The following is a 17913-nucleotide window of genomic DNA, read 5'->3' as shown; positions in this document are numbered from 1 at the left end:
ATCGCGTCCTAATTTGTGGGTTGATTGCGCGCGGGGCGGCCGGTGTAGCGGTAAGTGGTTGCAGACACCGAGAGTTGCAATGGGGCTGCTGATGGCCGCTGGTCTGCCTCTCGCGCCAGGACAAAGTCTTGTAGTGACACTAAGCGGGTCATCGCGGCGATATCGGCACTAAAGGCGCCGATATCTCGGTACTGGCCGTGAAGCACAATATTGATTGGAATCGCATCAAGCCAACTTCCTTGCTTTCTTGGCTGCCACGCAAGGGTCTCAAACTGAAGCTGATGACGCATACCCACCTCGTTTATCCCGGCAAGCAGGCCCGCTAACTCTTCTTCCTCTGGCAATTGACGAATAAGGCGTGCGTAGCGTTGATTGAGCGCTTCCAGCTGCTCCTCCACATCGGGTAGCGCAGCGACCTCATGAGCCAGCTGTCGGTAACGTACTTTTAGCTGAGATTCTTGCCTCTGAGCTTGAAGCAACATCGCTTGATTCGGCTGTCCAGCAACTAACCAACCGACATACCCCATCACGATCAGTAAAGCGCTCCATAAGCTCAGCTTCACCGACCAAGGCGCAAACGGTAGACGCCGCCAATCCCACGCCATCGAATCTATCACTGTTTGTCCTCCTCGCGCCCCGGCAACTGTGGTGAAACATACTGGGTCAGTGAAAAGCTCAATCGAAACCGTTTATTCGGGCCGGAGGCGCGGTCATCGGTGACCACGGTATCGATATCGAGCGCCGCCACCGCTTGCTGTGCTTCCAGCGCGGCCAGCAAACGAGCCAGCTCTGCGTTTGAGCTCACCCACCCCTCCAAACTGATATGGCCTTTCTGTTGTGCCAGTCGGGTTAAATAGGCTCCGGGGGGCATCACCGTCGGTATAAAGTTGAACACCTCAGTGACATTATTGCGCTGTCGTTGCAGTTGATTGACCAGCCCAAGTCGTGATTGCAGAGCTCGCCGCTTGGCGTCTTGTTGTTCAAAGCGTGTTAAGGTCTGTTTAAATTGCGTGATGCCTTGTTCAAGTTGTTGATTACGCGTTTGTTGTGCGCTTATTTGATACTGCTGCCACTGGATAAGCCCGCCCGCTACGATCAGCGCGAGTCCGACAACCGCGAGGGTTTGCAGGATAAAGAGGCGAACTTGTCGACGCTGCACTTGCGCGCGCCAGGGGAGTAAATTAATCCTCATCGGCCGTACGTACCTCGGATCGCAAGCCCAAGCGCGGCGCAAGCATGATGGCTGAGAGAGGGCGCGCCGAACGGCTCACCAGGTTGAATAAAAACACTCTGGGCTTGGGTTGGGCGGATAATATCTGTGGGCCAATCACCGCTTAGCCACAGGGTTGAGGCGGGAGACGTGTGCTCAATACCATCTCGGTGATAGGCGTGATCCAAATGTTGTTGTAAAACCTGAGATGATGCCACTGCTTCTTGGCCTGCTCCCACTCCCGACATACCGACCGTAAGAGAATGTTGATACAGTTCGCCATCGGGTAACGCGCGCATCGCCGACAATTTCCCAGCATGCAGGTGTAGCCAAAGTGGTGACGCATCAGGTCGGTGATGACGTATCAAGCATAATAAACCGCTTGCAGCCCATGCTGTTGCGTATCGACAACGCGCACCTTCAACCCCACACTTTTCAGTGCCGAAAGCAATGGTGTTAGTGTCTGTTGGCGACATGCCACCACCTGGTATTGCGCCTGCCCTGGCTGCTGGCTCAATGGATGCTGCTTAATAAAATCAAAGAAAAGGCCACTGATTTCCATATTGAGCGCCACGCTCAATGCTTGCCCCACCACGACTTCCTGCTCGAGGGGATCCTCCACATCTGCCGCAATGAGGGTCTTGCTGATCACGGTATCATCCTCAACCCCCACCACCACATTCGGGGCAAAACGCTGATACCAAGAAAGCGGCCTTAATAGCGTGTCTTTGAGGGTTTTCATGGTGGTAGATAGGGTATCACTATTGCGACATATCAAGATGTGATGCCCTGATACCGTTAGGGTTGACGATGACGGGGAAATCGCAATCGCGTGACTTTCCGCTTGGCCGAAAGCGATACCTAAAACAGCCGAACTTGGAATCATTTCGTGTTAGGCTCCAACGTCAGAGAGAGGTCAGTATTTACAAAACTGCCTCATCACGGGTTATTTTTTATGTCTGGTGCCTTTATACTACTCACGTATGATTATTAAACGGCTAAACGGCAACGAAACGGGAAATTTCAGGTGAAGTTCATAAAGCGTTTGCTTATCTTTGCACTGGTTTGCACAGTGCTTGGAGTCACTACAATCTTTGGGTTTTACCTCTATGTGAAACCCGATCTCCCCGATGTGGCGACATTAAAAGATGTCGAGCTACAAACCCCGATGCAGGTCTATAGCTCGGAAGGTGAGTTAATTTCGCAATTCGGTGAAAAACGGCGTATTCCAGTCAAATTGGAAGATATACCTCAACCCATGATTGATGCGTTAATTGCCACCGAGGATAGCCGCTTTTATCAACATCCCGGTATTGATCCCATTGGCATTGTTCGCGCCGCAGCGGTTGTCGCCATGTCTGGCAGTGCCAAACAAGGTGCCAGCACCATTACTCAACAGCTGGCACGAAATTTCTTCCTGACTAACGAAAAGCGAATTATGCGCAAGATAAAAGAAATTTTTATCGCCGTGCATATCGAACAGTTGCTCAGTAAGGAAGAAATTCTTGAGCTCTATTTTAACAAGGTATTCTTGGGGTACCGCTCCTATGGCGTGGGAGCCGCCGCGCAAGTCTATTTTGGCAAAACCTTAGATCAACTGACCTTGAGCGAGATGGCCGTGATCATTGGTTTGCCCAAAGCGCCGTCTACCATGAACCCCCTTTACTCGCTCTCACGCTCAACCGAACGACGGGATGTGGTACTAGGTCGGATGTTAAAAGAAGGCTACATTTCCAATGCTGAATACCAGCAAGCGAGGAATGAGCCGATTGTCGCGAGCTACCATGGCGCCGAAATAGAACTCTCAGCGCCCTACGTCGCTGAAATGGCACGCGCTTGGGCCGTCGATGCGCTTGGAGACGATGCCTACACCTCAGGAGTACGCATTTTCACCAGTGTGAATGCAGACATGCAGCGCGCCGCCAATGACGCCGCCATAGACAATATCCTTGCCTACGATCGGCGCCATGGCTTCCGTGGTCCAGTAGCAACTCTTTGGCAAGCGTCTAGCGAACGCTGGCAACACCAACGTATTGTCGATCATCTCGCTAAACAGCCTAGCTACGGCCCCCTAGAACCCGCCGTAGTGATTGATGTACAGGCACAATCAGCCCAGGTTATCGGGCCCAATGGTCGCGATATTGAATTGCCTTGGAAAGGACTAGATTGGGCGCGCCCATACATTACTGATAACCGCCAAGGGCCAGCGCCTAAACGAGCGGATGAGTTCCTCGCCAGTGGCCAACAAATCTTTATTCGCCAAGTGGGTGACAGTTGGCATTTAGCCAGGTGCCTACCACGAATACCGCACTGGTTTCCATGTCGCCGTCAACTGGCGCGATAAAGGCCCTGGTGGGCGGGTTTAACTTTGTCCATAGCAAATTTAACCGTGCTACGCAGTCGGTTCGCCAAGTGGGTTCAAGTATCAAGCCCTTTATTTACTCCGCGGCGGTCAACGAGGGCATGACACTCGCCACCTTGATCAATGATGCACCCATCAACCGTTGGGATCGTAGTCAAGGTGTGGCATGGCGCCCTAAAAACTCACCGCCTCGCTATGCTGGGCCCACCCGCGCACGGTTAGGGTTAGCTCAATCTAAAAACGTCATGGCGGTGCGGGTACTGCGCCGCGTTGGGCTCGACGATACACTGGATTACCTCACCCGCTTTGGCTTTAAGCGTGATGATCTGCCGCGCGCCGAAGCCATTGCATTGGGTGCAGGCAGCTTAACCCCGGTCGAAATGGCACAAGGCTTCAGTGTGTTCGCCAATGGCGGCTATTTTATGGAGCCTTTATCATTGATCGGGTTGAAACGCCATTTGGCGCAGAGATTTATCGAGCCAACCCACCGGTGATATGCGACAACTGTGCACAGAAACCGGAAAAAGCTGACCCATTTAATGAGCAAAACTTATTGACCGACAATGGCAGTGACCAAGAAACACAGCGTCATGCCAAGCAAGTGATTGATGAGCAAAATGCCTTTGTCGTCCGTGAAATGATGCAAAGCAATATTTGGGGCGGCGGTGATTGGCGTTATGGCACCGGTTGGAACGGCACGGGCTGGCGCGCACAAGCGCTAAAACGTCGCGATATTGGCGGCAAAACCGGCACCACCAACGACTCCAAAGATACCTGGTATACCGGTTATGGGCCAGGTATTGTGACCACGGTTTGGGTCGGTTTTGATGACCATTCTCGTAAACTCGGACGCACCACCCGCAATGCTAATTTGGGCGATGACCGCCAACCGATTCGTGGGGCGGAATCTGGGGCTAAAACCGCAGAGCCGGCTTGGATTGACTTTATGCAACACGCACTCGCGGACGTGCCAGAGCAAAATAAAGTGGTCCCATCCGATATTGTCAAAGTGCGCATCGATCGCGAAACCGGACTGCTGACACGCAAAACCGACCATACCTCGATGTTTGAGTACTTTGTAAAAGGGACGGAACCGACTGAATATGTGTCTTCTCAATCCGATGGCAACATTTACGAGTCAAACACCGAATCATTGTTTTAACCCAGCCAGAAAGTCAAACCACAAGACCCGCCATCGCGGGCCTTGTGGGCTTGATACTATTGACTGCGTTCGCGGTGGCTTAATCCATTCATTATCGATGTCATTTGCTCACGAATCACGTCCGCAAGCTGCTCATACCGTCCACGTAGTGGCGAGCCTGGGCGATAATCAAGGGTAATTTGCCGAGAAGGTGTTGGCGACGTCGTAGGGATATACACCACGCCATCGCGTTTATCCGCGGGCACAGACAACTGAGGCAATAAGGTGATGCCACTCCCCGCTGCCACCATGTTACGTAAGGTTTCTAAGCTGGTAGCACGAAAACGTTGATCCTCGCGCGCGCCAACTTTAAAACAAAAGCCCATGGCCTGATCGCGCAAACAGTGGCCATCACCCAACATCAGTAACGTTTCTCCGTCTAACACATCAAGTGCGACTTCAGCACAGTCGGCTAACCGGTGCTTTTCATTGACCGCCAGCAGCATCGGTTCGTCATAGAGTTCCAGCTCTTTAAGATGCTGCGTTTCTTCTACTGCGGCAAGAATAATGCAATCAAGCTTGCCCTCTTCCAGTTGTTGAACCAACTGCTGCGTCTGCCCCTCATGAATGAAAAGTTCTAAATCAGGGAAGTGGTCACGCAACATTGGAATAATTTTGGGCAACAGGTACGGCCCCACGGTGGGAATAAAACCAATATGTAAGGGACCCGTCATACTTTCCCCTTGTTCGCTGGCCAATTCGGTCAGAATTGTGACCTCCCTCAAGACGTTACGTGCTTGCTGTACTAACCTCATACCCGAATCGGTGAACAGCACTCGACGACTGGTACGCTCAAGTAAACTGACGCCGAGTTCATCCTCCAGTTTACGAATTTGGCCACTTAAGGTCGGCTGGCTAACAAAACAAGCCTCAGCGGCTTTACGGAAATGTCGGTGTTCAGCCAACGCTACCAAGTACTCCAAGTCACGAATGTTCATCGTCGTCTCTTCTATAGGGGATAACTATCAAAACCATAGCATTAAGCGATTAGAGCTATCAATGTTATTTCGCAATACTAGATACATCAAAACACAGCGAGCAACACCTCGCTTAACGGCTTAAATCGAAAATAAAAGGAACGATTCATGACAGCAACAAAAGAAGGCCAGCCCGTACCACAAGTTACCTTCCGTACTCGCGAAGGTGATCAGTGGAAAGACGTGACCAGCGATGACATTTTTGCCAATAAAACCGTGATTGTATTCAGCCTACCCGGTGCATTCACACCGACGTGTTCTTCATCGCATTTGCCACGTTATAACGAGCTGTATTCTGTCTTTCAACAACACGGCGTCGATGACATCGTCTGTGTCTCGGTCAACGATACTTTCGTGATGAATGCGTGGAAAGCCGACCAAGACGCCGATAATGTCCACGTATTACCAGACGGCAACGGTGAATTCACCGATGGTATGGACATGCTGGTCGACAAAAACGATCTTGGCTTTGGCAAACGCTCATGGCGCTACAGCATGCTGGTGAAAAACGGCGTGGTCGAAAAAATGTTCATCGAGCCCAATGAACCAGGCGACCCGTTCAAGGTCTCTGATGCCGATACCATGCTTAACTACATCGCGCCTGAGCACAAACTGCAAGACTCGATCACTGTCTTTAGCAAGCCAGGCTGTCCATTCTGTGCCAAGGCAAAACAAACGCTGATTGATCAAGGTCTTCAGTTTGAAGAAATCATCCTCGGTAAAGATGCGACCACGGTCTCTTTACGTGCAGTTAGCGGCCTTGCCACCGTACCACAGGTATTTATCGGTGGCCGTCATATTGGTGGCAGTGAAGAGCTCGACACCTTCCTAAATCAGTAATCCGCTGTTTGGGCGGCATTCTTGGCCGCCCGTTTTATTCCCAGGAGAAAAAGATGAAAACATTAACGGTTGATGTGGCTGTGATTGGTGGCGGTACCGCGGGGCTTGGCGCTTATCGTGCCGCAAAAGCACATACGGATAACGTGGTGATGATTGAAGGTGGCCCTTATGGCACAACCTGTGCCCGTGTCGGTTGTATGCCATCCAAACTGTTAATCGCGGCCGCTGAAGCGGCGCATCATATCGACAAAGCGCCTGGTTTCGGCGTGTATCCCGGTGGCACAACACACATTAACGGCCGAGAGGTGATGGATCGCGTCAAACACGAGCGTGACCGGTTTGTTGGTTTTGTTCTAGAAAGTGTCGACGACATTCCGGCGGCAGACAAGGTGGGTGGCTACGCGCGTTTTATCGATGACCACACCTTGATGGTTGACGATCATACCCAAGTCCAAGCAGATCGCATCGTGATCGCAACCGGTTCTCGCCCGAGCTGGCCCGAAGCATGGAACCACCTCGGTGATCGCCTCGTGGTCAATGATGACATCTTCGAATGGGATGATTTGCCTGAGTCTGTGGCCGTCTTCGGCCCGGGGGTCATTGGCCTCGAACTCGGCCAAGCGCTACATCGTCTGGGCGTCGATATGACCATGTTTGGTGTTGGCGGCCAAGTCGGTCCGTTAACCAACCCTGACATCATGGCCTATGCCGATAAAACCTTCAGCGAAGAGTTCTATCTCGACGCCGATGCGAACGTTGAAGAGATGGTCCGTGAAGGCGATAAGGTCCAAATCCGTTATCGCGACAAAAACGGCGAAAGCCAGTTGCGTTGGGTGGATTACGTGGTTGCCGCGACCGGTCGTCGCCCCAATGTTGACAAGCTAAACCTTGACGCGACCAGCATTAAGGTGGATACACGCGGTGTGCCGGTTGCCGATATCTACACCTTGCAAACCACTGCGCCGCATATTTTCATCGCAGGGGATGCCAATAATCAAATTCCGCTGCTACACGAAGCGGCTGACCAAGCCCGTATTGCTGGCGACAATGCGGGGCGCGGCAAAGACATTCGTGCCGGATTGCGCCGCAGCAAGCTTTCCGCGGTGTTCTCCGATCCACAAATCGCAATGGTCGGCGAGAGCTATAAAGCGATTACCGATCGACTCGGCCCCTGTGGTTGCTTTGAAATTGGCGTTGTGTCATTCGAAGGCCAAGGTCGCTCACGAGTGATGCTGCGCAATAAAGGCTTGTTGCATGTCTATGCCGAACAAGGCACGGGGCGCTTCCTCGGTGCAGAAATGATAGGCCCAAATGCCGAGCACTTGGCACACTTGCTGGCGTGGGCACACCAAAACCAAATGACGATTTCGCAAATGTTAGATATGCCCTTCTATCACCCGGTGATTGAAGAAGGGGTGCGTACCGCACTGCGTGATGTTAACGCCAAGCTCAAACTCGGCCCAGAGATGATCAAACACTGCATGGACTGCGGCCCAGGCTGCTAATCCACTGCCCTTTTCGCCGAACGCTCGGCGCTTTACAGGCAATGCCTGTTGCTTCCCCAAGCACTTGCTTACCTTTTGCCCTCCTTCGCGGAGGCTTTTTTGTATCCGACGGCTAACTACGCCACAATACCCTACCGCCATCAGAGACAAAGAGAACCCCGTATGGCTTGTCAATACTGTCAATCCGGCATTTGGAAGCAGAAACTAGGGCGTTGTACACGCTGTATGAAGCAACTGGCAGTTATCTGCGCTGTACTCTGGCCACTTTGGTGGTGGGGCTATGCCGACACCCCCCGGCAAGTCGAATCTATTGCACTGCTGTTCGCGGCAGGCAGCGCCAGTGCGCTACTCACGCTCCACTTGTTGATGTATCTATTTCGGCGCAATAAAAAGCGGCCCTGAAGCCGCCTAACTCTCTCACTTAATCTCTGCGTGTGAGAATGTCGAGATCGACGCTGGGCCTGCAATGCGGTAGGTCAGCGCGACTTCGTCACAGGCGTGGAAGCGTGGACAGATTTCGCAATCTTTCATCACTTTCTCAGGCAGTTGTGATTTTGACACTGGGGTAAAGCCTAATTGGGTAAAAAATTCCGGCACTCGTGTGAGAACAAAGACGTGCTCAATCGCCATTTGCTTGGCTTTTTTGATTAAATGCCCCATCAAGGCGGTGCCATGGCCTTGGCGTTGCCAGCCTGCTTCGATACCCAGTGAGCGAATTTCTGCCAATCCTGAGTCGTAAATGTATAACGAGCCACAGCCGGTTAAATCGCCCTGATGCTCAGAGACTGCGAACAAGCCGATATTGCGCACCAGTTCGTGGCGATCGCGTGGCAGGTTTTCACCCAGTTTGGCCCAATAAACCACCATGCCCTCGATGGTATCTAGGTCCGTTAGCCGCGCCGAGCGCACGGTCACTTTCGGGGTAAAGCGCGTATCCAATCGCTTTTGTGCCTCTTGAATAGCAAAGCTGACCTGCTCAGGCGCTACCCCGCCCAGCGCCCGACGCTGTGCCAAGCACGATTCGATCGTGAGCATGGCATAGACATCGTTCTCAATCACCGGCGAGAATTGCTGCAAAGTAGCCAGCGACAAATCTTCTAGCGCACAGCCTTGCTCAATGGCAGAGACCACCGCCACGCCAACAATATGGTGCGCTTCACGAAACGGGATCCCTTTACTCACCAAGTAATCGGCCAGCTCGGTTGCGTTGGCATGCCCTTGTTGCGCCGCTTGTAAGGTTTTGTCTTTATGAATGGTAATGCCTTCAAAGCAAAGCGTAGCCATGTCTAAGCAATCGTGCCAAGTGTCCATGGCGTCGAATAGCCCTTCTTTGTCTTCTTGCATGTCCTTATTGTAAGCAAGCGGTAAGGCTTTCACTGTCATCATCATCGCAGACAAGGAGCCGTACACCCGGCCGGTTCTGCCGCGGATTAGCTCCAGCGCATCCGGGTTTTTCTTTTGTGGCATTAACGACGAGCCTGAGGTCACGGTATCGGCGAGCTCAATAAAGCCCGATTCGCCCGAGTTATAGAAGATCATATCTTCCGCCATCCGCGATAAGTGCAGCATCGACATCGACGCCGCAGACATCATCTCCATCACATGATCGCGATCCGACACCGAATCCAAGCTGTTACGGGTGGCCCGCTTAAAGCCTAGATTTTGAGCCAGGGCATCACGGTCAATCGGATATGCGGTCCCTGCCAGCGCGCCTGAGCCTAATGGGCAGGTATCCAGGCGGCTGAGCGCATCTTGCAAACGGGTGGTATCGCGCTCAAACATCTCCAGATAGGCCAGACACCAGTGCGCAAAAGTCACCGGCTGTGCGCGTTGCAAGTGGGTATAGCCGGGCAGCACCGTATCATGATGCTGACCCGCTACATCCACCAGCTGCTGCTGGAGCTTATCGAGAGACAGCAAAATCTGTTGCCCTTGCTGGCGACACCACAATTTGAGATCCGTGGCGACCTGATCGTTACGCGAGCGACCCGTATGCAGCTTTTTGCCCAAGTCACCGACTTTGTCGATCAGCTGCTGCTCGACCCAGCTGTGAATGTCTTCTGCCTCCGAGCTTAGGATCTGCTCTGGTTTTTCCATCACCGACAGCTTGAGCTCGTTCAGTGCCAGCTCTAATTGCTGCTGCTCGCAATCTGTTAACACACCCACCGAGCGCAAGGCTTTCGACCAGGCAATGGAGCCCACAATATCTTGCTCAGCTAAGCGATAGTCAAAGCGCAGTGAGTCATTAAATGCTTGAAACCGTTTATCTGCTGCCTGACTAAAACGTCCGCCCCATAATGCCATGCTGTCTCTCCTTTACTGCTCACAGTGGGTGTTTATTAGGATTATTTTTGTTTGTTTAGCGTCCGGATCCGGCTAGATAGCGAATACAAACGGATAAAACCTTCCGCGTGGCTTTGATCGTAGACATCGTCATCCCCGAAGGTGGCAAAGTCTTCCGAGTAAAGGCTGTTGGTCGAGCGCTTTTGTACCACGGTGGCTTGGCCTTTGTAGAGTTTGATCACCACTTCGCCGCTCACCGGGGCGGCCAACGAATTGGCAGCGGCGAGTATCGACTGGCATAGCGGCGTAAACCAACGCCCATCATAAATCAGGTGGGAGGCTTTTAAACCGAGCTCTTCACGGAACTTGATAACTTTCTTTATCTAACACCAACTGCTCCACGCCACGCAGCGCTTCCATGATGATGGTGCCGCCTGGGGTTTCATAGCACCCACGCGATTTCATCCCCACCAAACGGTTCTCAACAATATCGATCCGACCCACGCCATGCTCAGCACCTTTATCGTTAAGCAGCGTCAGTACGTCATAAGGCGACATGGATTCACCGTCTACCGCGACCACTTCACCCGCGTTCACTGCCAAGGTAACAAACGCGGGGGTATTGGGCGCGTCTTCTGGTTCAGCCGTCCATACCCAGCAATCTTGGTTGGCGGCAGTCCAAGTATCTTCTAATACACCCGCCTTCGGTGGAGACGTGCCAGGCATTAGCATCACGTGAATAAATTTTCTCAAGGCTTGCAGTGCAAGGGATATCACGGGCTGCCAAGTAATCGAGCAAGGCTTCTCGCTGGTGAGATCCCACTCCCGCCACGGTGCAATCACTTTAAGCTGCGGCGCCAGTGCCGAGAAGGTGCTTTCAAAACGAACTTGATCGTTCCCTTTACCGGTACAACCGTGGCAGAGCGCGTCAGCACCGACTTCTAAGGCACACTCGACCTGCGCTTTGGCAATGATAGGGCGTGCCATTGAGGTACCAAGCAGGTATTTACCCTCGTAAGTGGCACCGGTTTTGAGGCTAGGGTAAATATAGTCAGCCACCATCTCATGCTTCAGATCGGCGACAAAACACTGTGACGCGCCCGAGGCGATCGCCTTTTGTTCAATCCCTTCTAGCTCTTGTTCGCCTTGGCCGACATCAGCGACAAAGGCAATCACTTCACAGTCATAGTTTTCTTTTAGCCAGGGAATGATAGCCGAGGTATCCAGTCCACCCGAATAGGCCAATACCACTTTCTTGACGTTGCTCATCTTGCTCTCCTTAAATCATGATGCGACGGTTCGACGGTTTGCGTCACGTCGTTATACGTTGTATTAACTGGCGCTAAACCGGGTGCCGATTTGCTGGCCATCGAATAGTTGGGTGAGTTTTTCTGGGTAACGCCAGGTGGCAATCTCCACCGGTTTACCCAGATCGCGAGCGGCGACAAATGCAGCGTTTACCTTGACCACCATCCCATCGGTGATCACGCCTTTTCCATTCAAATGCTGGGCATCTAGCTCGGTCAGGCAAGGCAGAAGGTGGCCTTTGCCATCCAACACACCACTGACATCCGACAGTAGCACTAGCTCAGCACCGAGGGTCGTTGCTACCGCGACCGCCGCTTGGTCGGCATTGACGTTCAAAAGCTCGCCTTGGCCATCAATGCCGATAGAGCTAATAATCGGCACACAATCAGCGGCAAGTACTGCTTCTAGCAAGCTGGGATCGCCAGCAAAGGCCTCACCCACCGCACCAAGTTCAGGGTCAAGTTGGCTGACCTGACACAAGCCACCGTCGGCCAAGCTCAACCCGCAACTTTTAATGTTCGCTTTACGCGCTTGTGCTAAAAGCAGCTTGTTCGCGGTCCCAGCTAAGGCACCGGTGACATAATCAATTTGATCGACAGGTGTGACCCGCAAGCCCTGCTTTTTCACACTGGTGAGGTTGAGTTTTTTCAGCAGATCATCGACCAGGTAGCCGCCACCGTGCACCAGCACTAACGGACGCTCAGCCTCACTGCGATAGGTGTTGATCGCGCCGAAAACCTTGGCAAGCGTGTCACTGCAGCTCAGTGCCGCTCCCCCTAACTTGATCACTAATGGCGTTTTCATCCGTCTCTCCTAGACAATCGCTGTGGTTTCAGCAAAGCCAAACTTGAGGTTTAAACACTGTACGGCTTGACTGGCCGCGCCTTTGAGTAAGTTATCAATTGCACTGGTGAGGATCAGATGCCCATGCCCCGCCTGATAGCCAATGTCACAAAAGCCGGTATGCTGCACCGCTTGCAGCTTGGCCATCTCACCGGCAGGAAGTACCCGTACCAGCGGCGCATCTTGGTAAGCCTGAGTCAGTGTCTGCCGTACCTCGATCTCCGTGACGCCCGGAGCTAATTTGGCCGTGATGGTGGCAAGAATGCCACGCTTATAGCTGCCAAGGTGCGGGGTAAAAATTACTGGGGCATCGAGATGGGCCGCAATTTCGGGTTGGTGGCGATGCGAAAATACCCCATATGCATGCAAGCTGACTTCACAAAAGCTATTGCTCAGGCTTGCTTTGCGCCCTGCACCTGTCACACCACTGGTGGCATTAATTACTGGCCACATCTGTTTATCCAGCAAGCCTGCCTCGATCACCGGCTTGAGCGCTAATTGACTGGCGGTGGGATAGCAGCCCGGCACCGCCACCAACTGTGCAGCTGACAATGCCTCACTCTGCCATTCCGCCAGTCCATACACTGCCTGCTCAAGCCAGCTCTGCGATTGATGCGCAAAACCGTAATGCTGAGGGTAAAAGTCGGCTTGATTCACCCGATACGCCCCCGACAAATCAAACACCACGCAGCCTTGGGCTAAAAAGACCGGGGCCAATTCATGACTGACCGCATGCGCGGTAGCTAAAAATACCACATCGGCCTGCTTGGCCGCGTCTTGCGCCGACGACAACGGTGTGAGTGGCAGATCCACCACGCCGCGAAGTTGACCATGTAGCTCGCTCACGGGCCGATTGGCATCGTCACTGCCCGCCGAAACATACAGACCGGCCAAGTGCAATTGCGGATGACGATGGACAAGGGCGACAAGCTCTGCGCCTGTGTAGCCACTGGCACCGACAATAATGGTATTAAGTGTCATGGGTGTCTCTCTTTATGAGTGTTTAAGGCGTACTGCTAGGCAGTGGGATATCAAGGGCGCAGCCTGGGGCGGCGCAAAGCAGGCTAGCGTCGTCGAAGGGCAAGGGCGTTGTGTTTAGCAGCGAGTGGCGTCATGAAGTAACTCTCAATAGATATTTTTATTCATAAATAGTGAATGGTTATTTTTTATCGTGTTCCCGTTTGAGTGTCAAGCCTAAAAAGCGTAAAAAATCACTTTTAATGTCTATCCATTCATATTATGGCGACAATTCTATTTATTCATGCAATCGACACAGTCATGCTTCACGGTTAACCGCGAGTTGGTGGGCGCGGCGGCAACGGTTTGATGTTGGCTGATAAGGAAGTTGAAACTTTTTTTCAGCTTTCGGATCATCTTTATGATGGACGTCAAACCCAGAGGCGACTTTTCGCGCTAATTTCGACGGTACCCGTAAGGCCTTGGTTTACAAAATCYKRAGTTCGACCCGATCGCGCAACATTCGCTAGATTGGGTCTTTACAGTCACAGTAGGATGTAACTTTGTTACAGAATGGATACGCTATGAACGAAAAGTACTCTGCCTTAAAAAGCAATGTCAGTATGCTTGGCCATCTGCTTGGGAATACCATTCAAGATGCCCATGGCCCCGCACTTTTAGAAAAAGTTGAGGAAATTCGTCAGCTCTCAAAATCGGCGGCGGCGGGCAATCAGGATGATCATGCGAAGCTGAAAACCGTGCTGCAAAACCTGCCTGCAGATCAACTACTTCCGGTCGCCCGCGCCTTTAGCCAATTTTTGAATCTGACTAATATCGCTGAGCAATACCACACGGTGTCGCGCCAATGTGACACCCTGGAGTGTAGCCCCGATGCGATTGATAACCTGCTCCGACGTGTCAGCCAAGGTGAGATTGATGCCAATGACGCGCAGAAAGCGATCGCCGATTTAAAAATTGAGTTAGTCCTGACCGCACATCCAACCGAAATTGCACGTCGCACCACCATTCATAATCTGGTGCAAATCAATAAATGCCTATCCAAACTTGAGCTTAGCGACTATCTGGGTGCCGACGAGCGGGCCAAAACTGAGAAACGTCTCGAACAATTGATTGCACAAGCGTGGCACACCGATGTGATTCGCCAAGAGCGCCCGACACCGCTGGATGAGGCCAAGTGGGGCTTCGCGGTGATTGAAAACTCACTGTGGCAAGCGGTACCCGCATTTTTGCGCCAATTTGATCAGCAGCTTGAGGGGCAGTTGGACATCAACCTGCCGATTGATGCCAGTCCCGTACAAATCTCGTCTTGGATGGGGGGCGATCGCGACGGCAACCCCTATGTGACCAGTGACGTCACCCGTGAAGTAATGCTCTTATCACGCTGGAAAGCAGCCGACTTATATTTGCGTGATGTGCAAGATCTGATCAGTGAGTTGTCGATGACCCAGTGTGATGACATCGTACGGGAGATGGCCGGTGAGGCGCACGAACCGTATCGCGCCATCTTAAAAACCCTGCGAAGTCAGCTCAATCACACCTTGAGTTATCTGGATGCCAAGCTAAAAGGCGAACGTACCTCATCAAAAGGCATCCTGACCGACACCCAGCAGTTGTGGCAGCCATTACTGGCATGTTATCAGTCCCTCCATCAGTGCGGCATGGGCATTATTGCCGATGGCAAGTTACTGGACTTGCTCCGCTGCGTACAATGCTTTGGCGTTCACTTAATCAAGCTTGATATTCGCCAAGAAAGCACCCGTCATGCCGATGTGCTCTCAGAGGTCACCCGTTATCTGGGCATGGGCGATTACGCGCAATGGAGCGAGCAAGACAAACAAGCCTTCTTAATCCGTGAATTGTCCTCGAAGCGGCCTCTATTGCCCCGTGATTGGGCGCCATCGGACGATGTCAAAGAAGTGATCGACACCTGCCGGGTGATTGCAGAACAACCGCGTAACGCCCTAGGGGCGTATGTGATTTCCATGGCGCGTACCGCCTCGGATGTGTTGGCGGTGCATTTGATATTACAAGAAGCTGGCTGCCCATTCCGCATGGATGTGTGCCCGCTATTCGAAACCTTGGACGATCTTAACAACGCCGAATCCGTGATTGGCGAGCTGATGGCGATTGACTGGTACCGAGGCTTTACCCAGAACGTCCAAATGGTGATGATCGGCTACTCAGATTCCGCCAAAGATGCTGGAGTGATGGCCGCCGGTTGGGCGCAATACCGTGCCATGGAAGCGCTGGTCAATTTATGCGATGACCAAGGTGTTGATTTAACTCTGTTCCACGGCCGCGGCGGTACAGTTGGACGCGGCGGAGCGCCCGCTCACGCTGCCTTACTGTCACAGCCACCACGCAGCCTAAAAGGTGGCCTACGTGTGACCGAGCAAGGCGAAATGATCCGCTTTAAGCTGGGACTACCCGATGTGGCGGTCAACAGCTTGAACCTCTACACCAGCGCGATATTAGAAGCCAACCTCCTGCCGCCACCGGAGCCAAAACAAGCGTGGCGTGAGCTGATGGACACCTTGAGCGATATTTCTTGCCAAGCCTATCGCGATGTCGTGCAAGGTCATGAGCAGTTTGTACCCTACTTCCGCTCGACCACGCCAGAGCTTGAACTCGGTAAGTTACCACTGGGTTCACGTCCTTCTAAGCGTAACCCCCAAGGGGGTGTTGAGAGCTTACGAGCCATTCCATGGATTTTCGCCTGGAGTCAAAACCGCTTGTTGCTCCCCGCTTGGCTAGGTGCCGGACAAGCCATTGATCATGCCATCGCGAAAGGCAATAAAGCGCAGCTCGAAGAAATGTGCCGCGAATGGCCGTTTTTCTCTACGCGCTTAGGCATGTTGGAAATGGTGTTTACCAAAACCAACCTCGATATCGCCAAGTATTATGATCAGCGTTTGGTCGACGAAAACCTCTGGCCGTTGGGGGAATCGCTACGTGATCAACTGCGCCAAGACATTCAAGTGGTATTGGCGGTCGAAAACAGCGATAACCTGATGGAGCAAAACCCGTGGGGCGCCGAAGCGATTCGCCTGCGTAATATTTATGTCGAGCCACTGAATATGCTGCAAGCCGAGCTGCTATACCGTACACGGCAATCTGAAGAAGGGGATCAGTCCCTTGACGACGCCTTGATGATCTCCATCGCAGGCATTGCTGCCGGGCTACGTAATACAGGTTAGTCGTTCCCAGCCGTACCTTCGGGTGCGGCTTTTTTGTATCAGGATTTTTTATCCATAGCCACGTCTTAGGCTTGCTGTTACATTGATAGTATTATTACTATGGAAGCCGCAGTGATGCGAGCCAACAACGCAAAGGAATTGCCATGAAAGATGAAACCCTCTCGATTCATCACGGTTATCAGACCGATCCGACCACAAAATCAGTCGCGACCCCCATCTATCAAACCGTGGCCTACGAGTTCGATAACGCTCAACATGGCGCTGACCTGTTTAACCTCGATGTGCCGGGCAATATCTACTCACGGATCATGAATCCGACCAACGATGTACTAGAGCAACGTGTGGCGGCATTGGAAGGCGGGATTGCAGGCCTATGCGTCAGTGCAGGAGCCGCTGCGATCACCTATGCGATTCAAACCCTGGCCAAGACCGGCGACAACATTGTCGCGACGCCACAGCTTTACGGTGGCACCTATACGCTGTTTGCCCACATGCTTCCTGAGCAAGGCATTGAAGTGCGCTTTGCTCAAAGTGACGATGCCAGTGCGATTGAAGCACTGATCGATGGCAACACCAAAGCAGTCTATTGCGAATCAGTGGGTAACCCCGCCGGCAACATTGCGGATATCCCAGGCTTTGCCAAGGTGGCCCATGCCCATGGTGTGCCTTTAGTGGTCGACAATACCGTGGCGACGCCGGTGCTGTGCAAACCGATTGAGCACGGTGCCGATATCGTGGTTCACTCGCTGACCAAATACATTGGTGGTCATGGCACCACCCTCGGTGGCATGATTGTCGACGGCGGGACCTTTGATTGGATGGCGCATCAAACCCGCTTCCCGCAATTTTCCCAGCCCGAACCGGCCTATCATGGTGTCATCTATAGCGACACCTTTGGTCCAGCAGCGTTTATTGCCCGCGCACGGACGGTGCCGCTGCGCAATAGCGGCGCGGCACTCTCTCCGATGAATGCCTTTATGTTGATGCAGGGTCTCGAGACCTTAAGCCTGCGCATGGAGCGGCACTGTGAAAATGCGAAAGCCGTCGCAGATTACCTTGCCAATCATCCTGCAGTGGCGTGGGTAAACTATGCTGGTCAGCCGAGCCACCCTCATTATGAACGTGCTAAATCACTGATCCTCGGTGGGTTACCGGCCTCACTGCTGTCATTCGGCTTAAAAGGCGGCTTTGATGAAGGGGTGCAGTTTA

The 17913-nt window shown here is 52.7% G+C and carries 15 protein-coding genes and 1 pseudogene; 6 read left to right on the top strand and 10 right to left on the bottom strand.

Features of this window, described 5'->3' with window-relative positions:
- Nucleotides 1–8 precede the first annotated feature (8 nt).
- From DZ54_RS0100290 to pilM, 4 genes are read right to left on the bottom strand one after another with little or no spacing between them, the layout of a single operon-like run.
- Nucleotides 9–617, bottom strand: coding sequence for a type IV pilus inner membrane component PilO (locus DZ54_RS0100290; protein ID WP_051488251.1), 609 nt, complete (start codon nt 615–617; stop codon nt 9–11).
- A complete protein-coding gene (locus DZ54_RS0100285) occupies nt 614–1192 on the bottom strand; it encodes a PilN domain-containing protein (RefSeq protein ID WP_025672709.1) in 579 nt (192 codons plus the stop codon). Before DZ54_RS0100285 ends, DZ54_RS0100290 begins: the two co-directional genes overlap by 4 nt.
- A complete protein-coding gene (locus DZ54_RS0100280) occupies nt 1189–1578 on the bottom strand; it encodes a hypothetical protein (RefSeq protein WP_025672708.1) in 390 nt (129 codons plus the stop codon). Before DZ54_RS0100280 ends, DZ54_RS0100285 begins: the two co-directional genes overlap by 4 nt.
- The gene (pilM, locus tag DZ54_RS0100275) at nt 1575–2096 is read right to left on the bottom strand and encodes a pilus assembly protein PilM (protein ID WP_025672707.1); all 522 of its coding nucleotides are present in this window, start codon (nt 2094–2096) and stop codon (nt 1575–1577) included. The genes DZ54_RS0100280 and pilM overlap by 4 nt, the downstream gene beginning before the upstream one ends.
- Before the next feature lie 141 nt (nt 2097–2237).
- Between pilM and DZ54_RS17675 the strand changes: the two are divergent.
- Nucleotides 2238–4734 (top strand): annotated as a pseudogene (locus DZ54_RS17675) (penicillin-binding protein 1A).
- A 56-nt stretch (nt 4735–4790) separates the two neighbouring features.
- Here DZ54_RS17675 and oxyR read toward each other — a convergent pair.
- Complete coding sequence (gene oxyR / locus DZ54_RS0100265; protein ID WP_025672706.1) at nt 4791–5711, bottom strand: DNA-binding transcriptional regulator OxyR; 921 nt, start codon at nt 5709–5711, stop codon at nt 4791–4793.
- A 147-nt stretch (nt 5712–5858) separates the two neighbouring features.
- On the opposite strand from oxyR, the gene DZ54_RS0100260 reads away from it, so the two are divergent.
- The 3 genes from DZ54_RS0100260 (at nt 5859) to DZ54_RS0100250 (ending at nt 8497) form a co-directional block, all read left to right on the top strand.
- Nucleotides 5859–6590 carry a glutathione peroxidase gene (locus DZ54_RS0100260; protein ID WP_025672705.1) on the top strand — a complete coding sequence of 244 codons (732 nt, stop codon included), beginning with the start codon at nt 5859–5861 and terminating at the stop codon, nt 6588–6590.
- Between the two features lie 53 nt (nt 6591–6643).
- Nucleotides 6644–8095, top strand: a complete 1452-nt coding sequence (locus DZ54_RS0100255; RefSeq protein WP_025672704.1) for a dihydrolipoyl dehydrogenase — start codon at nt 6644–6646, stop codon at nt 8093–8095.
- A 162-nt stretch (nt 8096–8257) separates the two neighbouring features.
- On the top strand, nt 8258–8497 hold the full coding sequence (locus DZ54_RS0100250) for a DUF3624 domain-containing protein (protein WP_025672703.1): 240 nt from the start codon (nt 8258–8260) through the stop codon (nt 8495–8497).
- Nucleotides 8498–8512: 15 nt separating this feature from the next.
- Here the strand turns inward: DZ54_RS0100250 and argH are convergent, their stop codons facing one another.
- The 5 genes from argH to argC form a co-directional block, all read right to left on the bottom strand.
- Nucleotides 8513–10399: an argininosuccinate lyase gene (argH, locus tag DZ54_RS17670; RefSeq protein ID WP_025672702.1), complete on the bottom strand. Its 1887-nt coding sequence runs from the start codon at nt 10397–10399 to the stop codon at nt 8513–8515.
- 41 nt (nt 10400–10440) lie between these two features.
- On the bottom strand, nt 10441–10707 hold the full coding sequence (locus DZ54_RS26585; protein ID WP_276201966.1) for an adenine nucleotide alpha hydrolase family protein: 267 nt from the start codon (nt 10705–10707) through the stop codon (nt 10441–10443).
- 28 nt (nt 10708–10735) lie between these two features.
- On the bottom strand, nt 10736–11647 hold the full coding sequence (locus tag DZ54_RS17665) for an argininosuccinate synthase (RefSeq protein ID WP_276201964.1): 912 nt from the start codon (nt 11645–11647) through the stop codon (nt 10736–10738).
- A 63-nt stretch (nt 11648–11710) separates the two neighbouring features.
- Nucleotides 11711–12490 (bottom strand): acetylglutamate kinase, encoded by a 780-nt coding sequence (gene argB / locus DZ54_RS0100235; protein ID WP_025672701.1) that lies wholly within the window; start codon nt 12488–12490, stop codon nt 11711–11713.
- A 9-nt stretch (nt 12491–12499) separates the two neighbouring features.
- Nucleotides 12500–13510: an N-acetyl-gamma-glutamyl-phosphate reductase gene (gene argC / locus DZ54_RS0100230; RefSeq protein ID WP_025672700.1), complete on the bottom strand. Its 1011-nt coding sequence runs from the start codon at nt 13508–13510 to the stop codon at nt 12500–12502.
- A 560-nt stretch (nt 13511–14070) separates the two neighbouring features.
- Between argC and ppc the strand changes: the two genes are divergently transcribed.
- Together ppc and DZ54_RS0100220 are read left to right on the top strand one after the other, a co-directional pair.
- The gene (gene ppc, locus DZ54_RS0100225; protein WP_025672699.1) at nt 14071–16704 is read left to right on the top strand and encodes a phosphoenolpyruvate carboxylase; all 2634 of its coding nucleotides are present in this window, start codon (nt 14071–14073) and stop codon (nt 16702–16704) included.
- 143 nt (nt 16705–16847) lie between these two features.
- Nucleotides 16848–17913 (top strand): O-acetylhomoserine aminocarboxypropyltransferase/cysteine synthase family protein (locus tag DZ54_RS0100220; RefSeq protein ID WP_025672698.1); only part of this gene is annotated, 1066 nt, incomplete at its 3' end.

It is taken from the genome of Salinivibrio socompensis S35 (assembly GCF_000513715.1).
In the GTDB taxonomy this organism is placed as follows: domain Bacteria; phylum Pseudomonadota; class Gammaproteobacteria; order Enterobacterales; family Vibrionaceae; genus Salinivibrio; species Salinivibrio socompensis.
This window is presented reverse-complemented; position numbering and strand designations above follow the sequence as displayed.